We start from the raw sequence: 13,704 nt of genomic DNA, 5'->3' as shown, positions 1-13,704 counted from the left end.
CTCTTGCTTTAATTTTTAATAATGACATTTACCACACTCCAAACCACCGATTGCATCAACTGTAATCTTAGTTCCTTCACCGTATTGTTTCTTCAACTTTTCGTGAAGTTCGGCATAGTACTGACTGTTATATTCGTTTGACATATCCACTTCGGTAGTACGGTGACATTCGATACACCATCCCATCGTAAATTGATTAGCCATTTTTAATTCGTCCATTTTAGTTACATCACCGTGGCAAGCGAAACATACTTGGCTGTTGTCCGGTAAGTTCAATTCTTTTGAATTAGGAATTGTTCCATCAGCGATTGCTTTCAAGATTGCTTTTTCACCTGCAACTACGTGCTGTTGGTGGCTGAAGTAAACAAAATCCGGCATGTTGTGGATTCTCACCCATTCGATTGGTTTTTGTTCTCCCGTGAAATTATTTGCAGCAGGATCCCAGCCGATTGCCTGGTACATTTTCTGGATTTCTCCTGTATAGAATTTTTTCACTTCGTCTGCACTTGCGTACATTCCGTTATCTACCAAATGTTCTTCGTAGTAATCTCCTTTGTATTCTTTTACAGTTTTGTGACAGTTCATACAAACATTTGTAGAAGGAATCCCTGAAACTTTACCATATTTTGCACTTGAGTGACAGTATTGACAGTCAATTCCCTGAACTCCGGCGTGAACCTGGTGAGAGAAATAGATTGGCTGCGCAGGCTCGTAACCTTTGTCAACCCCGATCCCTAACATGAAGTTCCATGCTCCTGCCAATGCCAGTATAACCAACAATGCCATTCCGGCTTTGAACAATTTGTCATATTTGGTCATCAACTCGGAGAAAGAAACTGCAGCAGCTTCATCTTCTGAAGTTAACTCTTCAGCTTGGGTCAATTTAACCAAAGCATTTAATCTGAATAAAATCCAAACTAAAATAACTGCCAAAACAAAGAAACCAACTATTACCACCCCTGTAGAAGCTCCTCCTCCACCTGAATTTTTGGCAGCTTTCGCAGCAGCAGCCTCAGCTTCTTTTGCTTTTTTAGCTTCTTCAAATGCAGTTTGTCCTGCTTCCGGATTTGTAGTATAAGTTAAGATATCATCGATATCCTGATCACTCAAATTTGGGAACGCCAACATTTCCTGACGTCCGTTTTCTTCGAAAATTTTGTTTGCGTATGCATCTCCGGTTGCGCGAAGTGCTTTGTTGTCTTTGATCCAAGAGTGAAGCCATTCTTTGCCAACGCCTCCATCTTCCTTAACGCGTGTTACGACACCACGCAATTCCGGGCCAATTAACTTGCCATCAATCTGGTGACAAGCGGTACAATTTGTTTGGAACAAATCATATCCTTTCGCGCCATCGCCCGTAATTTCATCTTGTGAATAAGAAAATATGAATAGGGCTAAAAAGAATGCCGTACTCAGTAATCGTAATTTGTAAAGTGGTCTTGCCTTCATTAACTAAACATTGAGTTCTGTTACAAATGTTAAAATAACTGTTTTTAACCGGACAAAAATACTCTCAAACCTTAATAAAATCATAAGGATTGCATGATGAAGTTTGTCATTTTAATTAATTTAAAACGAATCTAAATAAATTGGGCGATAAACTCCCACTATATCAATGTTTAACTACGATTGCTAAAAACCGCCTCAATTTTGAATTCTTTTTTGATATTCAGTTTGCGGAAATAAATTCTGAATTATCTTTGCCTTAAATAAATTTCTATGCACAGAATTTTACCCATTGTTTTAATTTTAGGATTTTCAATCCTTTACGGACAGAATCCCAAAAAGGATTCCTTGTATGTATTTACCAAAAATACAGAAAACGGCGGAGAATTTTCCATGGAAATAGATGAAAGCCTCGCCAAACTTATGATGAGCAAAGAACAGGCTGTTTGCAACAAACCGGTTTATGTCCCACCCAAAAAGCTTACTCCGGCAGATAAATGTGCAACGCAGCAGAAAATTATGGGTTATAAAATTCAGATATTTTACACCAAAGACCGCGAAGCTGCCAACAAAGTTAAAAACGATTTTTCACGCCAGTTTCCTTCTTTGACAGCGGAATTGATTTATGCAAGCCCAGATTACAGGATTTTGGTAGGAGACTATTTTACACGTTCTACGGCAAGTCCGGATTTGCGCAGGATTCAAAGATCTTACCCTTCTGCATTCTCTGTTCAATGGCGTGTTTGGTGCAGAAAAGCACTTTAATTTAGAACTTAAATTTTTCTTAACTTCATACTTAGGCACGATTTTTCACGTTAATTCAGAGTTGAATTAATTCAAGAAAAAATGAGATTTAAGATTCTAAGTATATTTGTTTTTATCAGTTCAATTGCGGTGGCGCAAACCAATTATGTTTCCGAAACTTACGGAAACCTGACGATTGAGTATGAAGAAAGTTTGCAGAAATTAATGATGGAAAAAGCCAATGCGGTTTGTGAAACTCCTGCACTGCCTCCACCACCTATAAAGGAATTCTGCGACGGTGCCCGTGTTCAAATTTTTTACAGCAAAAACCGTTCGGAAGCGGATCAGAAATTGAAAGAAGCCAAACAATTGTTTCCTAATTTATATTCAAACATCGTGTATCATTCACCTGATTATAAAGTTTATGTCGGATATTTTGAATCGAGAAATGATGCTTCCTCAACACTTAATAAAGCCAAAAGAAATTTTCCTGCATCATTCATTTACAATGAAAAATTTCGTTGCAATTTGATTAAGAATTAATTTTTCATTTCGACAAAAAAAAGAATCTATATAGTTTTCAGTAGATTCTTCGCTTAATTACATTTAGTCCTGAGTGACAGAAAACAATTTTTATTAAAATTAGATTACTCGATTGAGTGCAACGAAAATTTTGGAACGCATTTGCGTCAGGATCATAATCTTTTCGATTTGTTCGATTCTCAATTCTCCCGTGATATTTTCATCTTTTAAAATAAATGAAAATTCTTTTATTTTTTCATCAAGATAAAAACTTTTGTAACGCAAAATCGTGTCGGTAATGTCTTTGACAATGTGGTCTTCTTTGGGTTTGATGTAAATCCCCATTTTGTCCGCCCAGTTTTTGCTAATTGAATATTTTTCAATCATCGCTTCCGAAGCTACGCTGGTTTTGCTTTCATCAAATAATTTTATGAAAAAATCTCCCGCACGCAATTCTTCTTGTTCGTAGCCTAATTTCACATCTTCGAGAATAGATTGGTACAATTCATTTTTCAATTGTAGATCATTCACTTCGAACTGCCTGATAATTTCTTCGATGACCGTGGTTTCATATTTTTCATCGTCATCAGCAGTCAGTTCAATGACCAAATTACCAAATTGCATGATGAGTTTGATGATTTCCTCCTCTACAATATTGATGGGGTCGATAACAACTTTTTCAACTTCTTTGACAACTTCCAACGGTTTGGATTCCCGCTGTGCAGGTACGTCTTCTTTTCCTTTTCTTTGAAGAATTTGCGCCAATTCCTTGAACAAAACTTCCTCGCGGACATCCATCAATTTTGAAGTTTCCTGAATGTACAATTCGCGTTGAATCATATTGGGAACCAACGAAATGCTTTGAATGATGTCCCGAATTAAATCCGCTTTTTTGACCGGATCGTTTTTTGCATCTTCTAGTAAAATTTTTGCTTTGAACTGGATGAAATCCGTAGCATTTTCTGCAATGTAATTTTGAATTTCTTCGGAAGAATGTTTCTGTGCAAAAGAATCCGGATCGTTTCCCTCAGGAAACAAAAGCACTTTCACGTTTAATTCCTGTTCCAAAATCAAATCAATCCCACGAAATGAAGCTTTGATTCCTGCAGAATCGCCATCATACAAAATTGTAACATTGGGAGTCAATCTTTTGATTAAACGAATTTGATCCGGCGTCAAAGCAGTTCCTGAACTCGATACCACATTTTCAATTCCTGATTGATGAAGCGAAATCACATCGGTATAACCTTCAACCAGCAAACATTCATTTTGTTTCAGAATTGCTTGTTTGGACTGGAAAATTCCATAGAGAATTTTACTCTTGTGGTAGATTTCAGTTTCAGGCGAATTTAAATATTTTGCTGCTTTGGCATCGCTTCGCAAAATCCTTCCGCCAAAACCTAAAACCCGTCCTGAAAAACTATGAATCGGAAACATCACACGTTCGCGAAAACGGTCAATTCCATTTCCTTGTTCATTAAAAACAGACAAACCTGAAGCTTCGAGCAAAGCTTTGCTGTAGCCTTTTTTCTCGGCATATTCGGTAAAAGCATTGCGTTGTGCGGGCGAATAACCCAATTCAAATTTCAGAATGGTTTCTTTGGTAAATCCTCTTTCCTTGAAATAACTTAAACCGATATTTTTGCCTTCCTCAGTTTCATTCAATTGTTCGACAAAATATTTTTTGGCAAATTCTGAAACGATGTATAAGCTTTCGCGGAGCTTAACTTCCTCTTTTTGTTCATCCGACTGTTCGCGGTCTTCTTCGATTTCGATGTTGTACCTTTTTGCCAGCCAGCGAAGTGCCTCAGGATAAGTAAATTGTTCGTGTTCCATCAGAAATGTAACTACGTTCCCACCCTTTCCCGAAGAGAAATCTTTCCAAATCTGTTTCGCCGGAGAAACCATAAACGATGGCGACTTTTCGTCCACAAACGGTGAAAGTCCTTTCAAATTTCCGCCGGCGCGTTTGAGATGGACGAAGTCTCCAATTACTTCCTCTACCCTCGCCGCCGAAAAAATTGTATCTATGGTCTGACGTGTAATCATTCGGTAAAAATATGAAAGTTCATTTTGATTAGCTACGAATCAAAGTTTTTTAATTTAAAAATACAGAAATGTATAATGTCAACACTTTTGTCAACGCCTAATTTTTGCATTTATAAAGGATTAACTATTCCTTTGGCAAACACAATGAAACATCTAAATCATAAAAAACACAACACATGAAACAATTTTATTTAACATGTCTGTTCATTTTTTTCTTCGGAATTTTTGGAAAGGCACAACTTCTTTCACAAGCAGGCGTGAATAAGTTCAAAGAGAACACTACAGCTGAAAGTTATTTTTTATCTAGATTTCAAACAGATGCTGCTGATAATAATTTAAGTCAAATTAATAACATTCATTCAAATTCTTACAATGCTCCTTTTTCAAGAAGTTTTTATATCGAATTTCCTTATCAAGGTGTTAGCAAACCGATGCAAAGTATAACCGATAACGAAGGAAATACATATATTACAGGAACAAGTTCTCATGAAGAAGCACCTGCTGGAAATATGCTTACTATGAAAGTGAATCCTGAAGGAGAAATCCTATGGATGACAAGAGAAAATGTAGTTGATTTTGCATCGGAATTTGGATTTGCAATTTCTTTGGATGCTGAAAATAATCCTGTAGTCGCAGGCGTAGAATGGAACGGAAGTGATATGGACATCCGCACAGTGAAATATGATAAAAGTTCCGGAGCTAGTATCTGGAAATCTATTTTTGATGGCGGATTCAGCGGATTGGATTATCCATCACAAATTACAGTTGACAATCAAGGCAATGTATTGGTTTTAGGAATTAGTTATGTAAACAACAATGAAGTAGAATCTGTAAACTATACTATTTTAAAATATAATTCTGAAGGAAATTTACTTTGGAGCAAAATAGAAGAAAATGATGTCGAAGGAATATGGATAGAACCAAGCGCAATTAGTTCTGATAATAATGGAAACATAGCAGTGGTTGGATATGGTTCGAATGAAAATTTTTATCAAACTTATTACACGATTAAATATTCTGCAGATGGAGAAATTCTTTGGAAACAAAATTATCTTTTTACTATTGATGGAAATCAGACAAATTCTGTAGCCAATGATGTTGCATTTGACAATGATGGAAATTGTTACGTAACAGGCACATTTGCAACAGGGAGTCCGTTCAGTAAAATGGGTACCATCAAATATTCACCTGAAGGAGAAGAAATCTGGGTAGATGCCCATGAAATTCCTAACCGAATGAATTACGGTTATGAATTGAAAACCGATAACGACAAAATTTATGTAGCAGGGATGCATCGTACAAGCAGCCCTGAGGGAGGGTCTATATTAATCTCTTATGACCCAGACGGAAATCAAAACTGGGTAAAGGAAACCTCTAATTTACAAATCCTGGGAAGTGGTTTGGGAACTTATGTACATTTAGAATTCGATTCTCAGAAAAATCCCGTCGTAGCTGTCCGTGGTCAGAATGAAGAATCTAAACATGCTATCAATATCATGAAGTATGACGAACAAGGAGAACTGATAGATGAGAAAAATTACGTAAAAGAACTGACGGGAATTTTTGTTGTTAACGGATTGATTGGATTAGGAATTAGCGAAAATGACGACTATACAATCGTAATGGATAATCGTTACACCGAAGAAGGAAATGTATATGAATTTACCCAATTTAATACTGAGAACGACATTCCTGAATGGAACAATTTCTACGGGAATATGGGAGGAAGCAATACCAGTCTGACAGATGCTCTTCCCGATGAATTTGGAAATACTATAATCATTGGGAATTATGGCTCTATCACCGAATCTATTTCCTATATGCAGAATTTCTTTTTAGCAAAATATAGTCCTTCAGGAGATATTCTATGGCAACATTCCTTTAATCCTGACAATGGAAATCCTGCAACAAGAATCATGATGGACATAAATTCTGCAGGTGAAACGATTGTAGCATTGACATCTTCTCCTTTTGATTCTAATCCGATATTTGTAAAAAAATATTCTGTTGATGGCGAATTGATATGGGAATTTGAAAAAACATTTATTCAGCCTGAAATCAACACCATCACAATAGATGACAACGATAATATTTTCATTGCGGGAAATACACACGAATTCGAAGATCAGTACTCACCCCGATTTACTGTAATTAAAATTTCGGATGATGGAAATGAACAGTGGACAAAATGGATTTCATCTGGAAATGAAGAAGATAATTTATATTACATCTCAAAAGCAGCAACTGATTCAATGTCAAACATTACATTCTCCGGACACTCAGGAGCAGGCTCTTTCTTTTCTCAGACTACCAATCTTACAACTTTCCAATTATCACAAAACGGTGAATTGAACTGGATAAATGCTTCTGACATCACAGGATGGAATTCAGGCGCCAACAATCTATACGTAGATGAACAAGGACAGGCCTATGCTGTGGGTTGGAAAGAAAACAAAACCAACATCAATCTGGGAGAATTACTAATTTACAAATACAGTCCCGAAGGAGATTTAGTTTGGGGAAAAAGTTATGGGCAAACAGGAAGAAGAGTTCGCTCTTATGCGGTAAAGCCTTTATCTACAGGAGAATTAATCGTAACAGGATTTAGCGTGCTTGATGGAACAAATAATCGTGTCGTTACTTTAAAGTTTGATGAAGAAGGAGATTTAGAATGGGAAGTCAACTCTGATTTTAACGAATTTTACCGTGATGTTTATGTAGATGATTTGGACAATATTTATGTTTTAAACCAAGTGTATTCAACCACTCATCCAAGGAGGATTTACTTCACTCCAAGTCCTTTTACTATAAACGGATTGATGAAGATTTCGCCAGATGGAAATGTTGAAGAAGAATTTTTTATCGCACCGCAATATTCTGATTCCAATCCTGACCGATTGGTTCCGCTCCACGATGGAAGACTACTTTTGGGAAATACAATAAGCAGTGAAATCTCACATTTTTCAGGAATTTATTTCTTCACTTCATCGCATGAAGTTTTAGGTTCAAATGATTCAGATATGGATTCAAACCGAAATAAATTAGGTCAAAATTATCCTAATCCCGCAACTGAACAAACGCAAATTCCATTTCATATAACTGAAAGCGGGAAGGTGAGCATCAGACTTTATGATTCAACCGGTCGATATATAAAAGAATTGACCAATCGATATTTTACTCAAGGAGAAAATTCAATTTCAGTAAATCTTAATGGATTATCAAGTGGAATTTACTTCTACCAAATGAATGCGAGCGGCTTTAAACAAGCCAGAAAAATCATAATTAAGTAAAGTGTTAATTCTATTTTAGTTGTGAAAATTCCCTTGTCATACAATATGACAGGGGAATTTCATTTTCGTAAAAAATCAATTTATTACCTTTATAATTGTAAATGAGTCATATAATTCAAATATTAGTTTTAATCATAATTCTTTTACTTACCTCAGTTAGTTGCAGTAATCCCAACCCTGAAGTTGAGCAGAAAACTAATACATCAGAAGAAGATACGATTTCTCCACCTGATAAGAATGCGGATAGCGAAGAACTAAATAATTATGCTATCAATCAGTGGGAAAAAGGAAATTATCAGGAAGCACTTACTTATTTGTCAATCGTTTACAATCAGGTAAAAGAAAAGGGAGATGAGGTGCAAATGGCAAATACGCTCAACAATTTAGGGCTTGTACATTGGCGTTTGGAAGATAACAAATCCGCAATGGAATGTTATGTGGAAGCAGCACAGCTTGCAAAAAAACAAAACCTTCAGCGCCTTTTGGGATTGACACATACGAACCGTGCACTTATTTTGAAAGAAAAAAATATTTACATCAGTGCACTTGAACACAGCAAACAGGCCATAGATATTTTCAAGAAAATAAAAGCTTCCCGCGAATTAGCTATTGCTTATAACAATCACGGACAGATTTATAAAAATCAATCGATGATGGATTCCGCAAGATTATATTACGAAAAAGCATTGGACATCTATGATACGATTCATTATAAGGATGGTATGGCCGCAACTTATTACAATCTTTCAGATGTTTATACTTTCAAAAAAATGGAACATGAAGCCATAAAAGCTGCCGAGAAAAGTTTGGAACTCGGAATTGAAAGTCAGAGCAAAGTGAGAATCAGCGAAGGCTACCTGAAATTATCGGAAACCTACGAACAGTTTTCAAATTCTGATTCGGCTTTGAAATACCATAAAAAATACAGCCAGCATCAGATTCAAATGCTGATGTCCAATCAATCTGATAAATTGGCCGAATATCAAGCGAATTTAGGACATGAAGTAAAATTATTAAGAATTCAAAATCTGGAAAATGAAAAAATCATTGTCAGAAACAGAATGCTGATGATCATCGGTGGAATTTTAATCATTGTTTTAATTGCTTCATTATTAATTTACAGAAGGATCTCAAGCATTAGAATCAATAAAAAAAGGTTGGAATTCGAATTGGAAAATTCAAATAGAATTCTTCAAATTAAAAAGAAAGAATTGAAAAACTACATTGTAGATCTGACTCAAAAAAATCAGTTGATTTCACAACTGCAAAATGATTTGAACAATGAAAATTCAAATCAGGAAAGTCAGGTCGCTCAATTGCTCAATCAAAAAATCCTGACGGATGAAGACTGGGAGAAATTCAAATCAAAATTCCAAACCATTTATCCGAATTTCCTACCCAAAATTAAATTACTTAAATCTGTAATAACTGAAGCTGAAATCAGATTTCTTGTATTGTTAAGATTGAAATTAAGCGCCAAGGAAATGGCAAACACATTGGGAATTTCTCCCCAAAGTGTACGCGTCACCAAAATGCGTTTGAAGAAAAAACTTCAGGGAGAAGATTATAATTCTGTAGAAGATTTTCTGTCGGAATTGTAATTAATTCAACAAAATATAAAGCAAAAATACAGTAGGAATGAAATAAACTACAATTCCCTGTGCGCCGGGATAATCTTTGGCTAATCTTTGTCCCAAAAACAACATCAAAAATGTAACTGCTGAAAGACTTCCACTAAGAATTGCAATACAATTATCACCTTGAACATATAAAAGAACAGCGCCAATGATTGCTGTTACACCTGAACCAATTTCCAGAAGTGTGATGATCCCTAATGACAAGGGAACTGAATTTTTCAATGGAGAATTTGCAAAGTGAGATTGCAACCAACCTAAATTTCCTTTCCAATCCGTTACTTTATCAATACCTGATTGTAAAAAAACGATTGCCAAAAGTGCAAGTATGCAGATTGAAGTAATGTGTTCCATGATTTTTAAGATTATGCGTAAAAATATGATATTCTAAAAGTATTTGACAAATGAAATTTAAATAAAAAAGTCGGAAATTAATTTCCGACTTTCAATTTATATCCTAAAAAGAATTACTTCTTCTTTCCTTTTTTAGTTTCCTGTTGTTTTTGTTGTTCCTGTGCTTGTTCCATCAATTGCTGCATGCGCTGGCTGAACTTACTTTGTTTCTTCGGTTTGGTTTTGTTTTCCTGAATGGTTGCATGGATTTTCTTGTCATCGATCATTACATTTTTGATGAACATCACAATCCCGATGTTAATTACGTTGGAAACCAAATAATACCAAGAAAGACCTGATGCATAACTATTTAAGAAAACAAAGAAAAATACAGGCATCACGTACATCATATATTTCATGATACGCATATCCGGCATTCCCTCCTGTGGTGGCTGGTTGAAACTATCCAAAGAACCCGATACTCTGAAATAAATAACCATCGCTACGATGTATGAAAGTGCTAATATACTGATGTGCCCATCCATGAACGGAACCCAGCTTGGCAATAAAATCGGTGAGTCAAATGCCGTCAAATCTTCTGCCCAAAGGAAAGATTCGCCACGTAAATCGATGATATTCGGGAAAAACCGGAACAAAGCATAGAAAATCGGAATCTGAATCAATGCCGGCAAACATCCCGATAATGGATTGACACCCGCCTTTCGGTACAGTTCCATCGTAGCCTGTTGCTTTTTCATTGCGTTTTCCTGTCCTTTGAATTTTTCAGTTAATTCATTCAATTCAGGTCGGAGAATTCGCATCATCGCACTTTGGCGGTATTGTTTGTACATGATTGGCGATAAAACCAATTTCACAACGATGGTCATCAATAAAATTACCCATCCGTAAGAAATTCCGAATTTGGCAATCCACTGGAAAACGTTGAGGAAGAAATGTTTGTTTAACCATCCTAAAAATCCCCATCCAAATGGAATGATGTTGTCAAAATCTTTGCCTTCGTATCGCGCGTCTGTCAATAATCTATAATCCAACGGAACGAAATCCCATTGTAATTTGTAACTCAATTCACTTCCGGAAACAGGCATCAATGCCTGAAAATTGTAATTTCTGCTGAAATGCGGATCTTTTTCTGCAATCGGTTTAGAAACACCTTTCGGAGTCAAAAATCCTTCGTCAAATGAAAGCACTGATGAAAAGAATTGTTGTTTGAATGCAATCCAGTCTACAGCTTCTTTTTCTTCCCATTCGTCTGCTCCAAACAATTCATATTCTACATCATTTGTTCCTTTGAAACGGAAATAAGTTTGTGCCCAATAATTTTCCTGCTGTTTTCCTTTTTCTGCTGAAATGGCATTCAAATCCCATTCAACCGCCAAATTTTTATCTGAAGTAATTTGGTGGATTCCCTGAGATTTGATTTCAAAGCCGATAGTATAATCATCACCCAAAGTATAAACATACTGCAAATTACCTTGCGCCAAAGCAGCGTTCATCGTCACAATCGTTTTTGCGCCTGTGTTTTGAACGCTCGGCGAAAATGCCAATTGACTTGTATTGATTTCGTTTCCGGTTTTGTCTTTGAATTTCAGGTTGAATTTATTATTTCCATCCTTGATAAGGAAAAGCGGCTGTTTATGGTCTTTTGCTGCGGAATCAAAAGCAGAAAATTCTTTCAGTTGTAATTCAGAAATGTAACCACCTTGTCCAGAAAAAGTAGCTTTCAATTTAGAATTTTCAACCGAATGATTCTTTGCAGAAACGGGCTGTCCCGTTGAATCGCTCTGAACCTGCAACGGGGAATTTACCTGCGCAGTTTCCGATTGTTTGGCTTCATTTTGTTTTTGTTCAGCCAATTGTTCCTCGCGCTGACGCTCTTTTAATTCTTCTTCTGAGGGTTGATTTAAGTAAAAAAATGCGGCCATGAGAACCGCTATAAGTGCAAAACCTATAATTGTATTTTTATCAAATTTTCTTTCCTGTTGCATGGATCAAATCGTTTTGTTTTTGCAATAATGCTGCTTCTATAAATTTTATAAATAAAGGATGCGGGCTCGCAACCGTACTTCTGTATTCCGGGTGGAACTGCACACCTAAATAAAATGGATGTTTTTCATATTCCATGATTTCTACCAAACCTGTATCCGGATTGATTCCGGTTGGTAAAAATTCTGCATTTTCATATTCTTCTAAATATTCGTTGTTGAATTCGTAACGGTGTCTGTGGCGTTCCTGAATCAATTCTTCACCATACACTTCAAACACTTTTGAATCTGGTTTGATTTTACAGTTCCAATTACCCAAACGCATCGTTCCGCCTTTGTTGGTCACATTTTTCTGACCTTCCATCAAATTAATTACCGGATGCGTGGTTTGTGAATTGATCTCAACTGTATCGGCATCTTCATAACCTAAAACATTCCTTGCGAATTCAATCACCATGATCTGCAACCCCAAACAAATTCCTAAAGTCGGGATTTTGTTTCTTCTTGCATAATTCGCAGCAAGAACTTTTCCGTCGATCCCTCTGTCACCAAATCCGGGGGCGATGAGAATTCCATCTACACCATTTAATTTGGCTCCGATATTTTCTTCGGTTAAATCTCCTGAATAAACCCAACGGATTTTCACACCTGTATCGAAAGCACCGCCGGCATGGGTAAATGCTTCTGAAATGGATTTGTATGAATCCTGAAGCGAAGTATATTTTCCAACCAAAGCAATTTCTACTTTGTTGGATGGATTTTTATGTTTTGACAAGAAATTGATCCAACCATCTAATTGAGGTTGCGTTTCGGTGGACATGTCCAATATTTCCAAAACAACTTTGTCAAAATCTTGTTTATGCAATAACAATGGAACGTCATAAATCGATTCGGCATCTATGCTTTCGATTACGTGTCCTTTTTTTACATTACAAAATAATGCCAGTTTCTCACGAACATCTTTTGGTAAATGATGCTCAGTTCGTGTCACCAAAACGTCTGCACGGATTCCGCTTTCCATCAATTGACGAACGGAATGCTGTGTGGGTTTTGTTTTCAATTCACCGCTGGCAGCCAAGAATGGGACCAATGTCAAGTGAATCACCATCGAATTTTTCTCACCCAATTCCCAAATCAACTGACGAACACTTTCGATGTATGGAAGCGATTCGATGTCGCCCACCGTTCCTCCGATTTCTGTAATGATGATGTCGTATTTACCACTTGAACCCAAAAGCTTTATTCTTCTTTTGATTTCGTTAGTGATGTGCGGAACGATTTGAACGGTTTTCCCCAAATAATCTCCACGGCGTTCTTTTTCGATAACGGTTTGGTAAATTCTACCAGTCGTTACATTATTGGCTTGTGAAGTCGCGCGGTTGAGAAATCTTTCGTAATGCCCAAGATCTAAATCGGTCTCGGCTCCGTCCTCGGTCACATAACATTCGCCATGTTCATAAGGGTTTAAAGTTCCGGGATCGACATTTAAATAAGGATCGAGTTTTTGGATAGTTACAGAGTATCCTCTCGCCTGCAAAAGCATTCCGAGTGATGAAGCTACTATTCCTTTTCCGAGTGATGATGTTACGCCTCCGGTAACAAAAATATATTTGGGTGAATTTTCCATTGAATTCCTAAATCAATGGGTGCAAAATTACGGTAAATAATTGAGTTAATTTTTTA

At 36.5% G+C, this 13,704-nt stretch carries 9 protein-coding genes; 4 read left to right on the top strand and 5 right to left on the bottom strand.

Going from position 1 to position 13,704, the window contains the following annotated elements; all coding sequences use genetic code 11:
- Window positions 1-15: 15 nt before the first annotated feature.
- Window positions 16-1,449: a c-type cytochrome gene (locus tag B8977_RS13570; protein WP_084018561.1), complete on the bottom strand. Its 1,434-nt coding sequence runs from the start codon at window positions 1,447-1,449 to the stop codon at window positions 16-18.
- A gap of 270 nt (window positions 1,450-1,719) precedes the next feature.
- Between B8977_RS13570 and B8977_RS13565 the strand changes: the two genes are divergently transcribed.
- Both B8977_RS13565 and B8977_RS13560 read left to right on the top strand, forming a co-directional pair.
- On the top strand, window positions 1,720-2,211 hold the full coding sequence (locus B8977_RS13565) for an SPOR domain-containing protein (protein ID WP_084018558.1): 492 nt from the start codon (window positions 1,720-1,722) through the stop codon (window positions 2,209-2,211).
- A gap of 81 nt (window positions 2,212-2,292) precedes the next feature.
- On the top strand, window positions 2,293-2,733 hold the full coding sequence (locus B8977_RS13560; protein ID WP_084018555.1) for an SPOR domain-containing protein: 441 nt from the start codon (window positions 2,293-2,295) through the stop codon (window positions 2,731-2,733).
- 99 nt (window positions 2,734-2,832) lie between these two features.
- Here the strand turns inward: B8977_RS13560 and dnaG are convergent, their stop codons facing one another.
- Window positions 2,833-4,761 (bottom strand): DNA primase, encoded by a 1,929-nt coding sequence (gene dnaG / locus B8977_RS13555; RefSeq protein WP_084018553.1) that lies wholly within the window; start codon window positions 4,759-4,761, stop codon window positions 2,833-2,835.
- A 176-nt stretch (window positions 4,762-4,937) separates the two neighbouring features.
- Here dnaG and B8977_RS13550 point away from each other — a divergent pair, with 176 nt between their 5' ends.
- Both B8977_RS13550 and B8977_RS13545 read left to right on the top strand, forming a co-directional pair.
- Window positions 4,938-8,051: a T9SS type A sorting domain-containing protein gene (locus tag B8977_RS13550; protein WP_084018550.1), complete on the top strand. Its 3,114-nt coding sequence runs from the start codon at window positions 4,938-4,940 to the stop codon at window positions 8,049-8,051.
- 101 nt (window positions 8,052-8,152) lie between these two features.
- Window positions 8,153-9,652, top strand: a complete 1,500-nt coding sequence (locus B8977_RS13545; protein WP_084018547.1) for a tetratricopeptide repeat protein — start codon at window positions 8,153-8,155, stop codon at window positions 9,650-9,652.
- Here the strand turns inward: B8977_RS13545 and B8977_RS13540 are convergent, their stop codons facing one another.
- The 3 genes from B8977_RS13540 to B8977_RS13530 form a co-directional block, all read right to left on the bottom strand.
- On the bottom strand, window positions 9,653-10,039 hold the full coding sequence (locus B8977_RS13540; protein ID WP_084018544.1) for a DoxX family protein: 387 nt from the start codon (window positions 10,037-10,039) through the stop codon (window positions 9,653-9,655).
- Window positions 10,040-10,152: 113 nt separating this feature from the next.
- Window positions 10,153-12,024 carry a membrane protein insertase YidC gene (gene yidC / locus B8977_RS13535; RefSeq protein WP_084018541.1) on the bottom strand — a complete coding sequence of 624 codons (1,872 nt, stop codon included), beginning with the start codon at window positions 12,022-12,024 and terminating at the stop codon, window positions 10,153-10,155.
- Entirely contained in the window at window positions 12,002-13,648 is a 1,647-nt protein-coding gene (locus B8977_RS13530; RefSeq protein WP_084018538.1) for a CTP synthase, read from the bottom strand. The genes yidC and B8977_RS13530 overlap by 23 nt, the downstream gene beginning before the upstream one ends.
- Window positions 13,649-13,704: the final 56 nt, after the last annotated feature.

Source organism: Moheibacter sediminis (assembly GCF_900176425.1).
Lineage (GTDB): Bacteria > Bacteroidota > Bacteroidia > Flavobacteriales > Weeksellaceae > Moheibacter > Moheibacter sediminis.
Note: the sequence above shows the minus strand (reverse complement) of the source record. Positions and strands in the feature narration are given on the sequence as shown.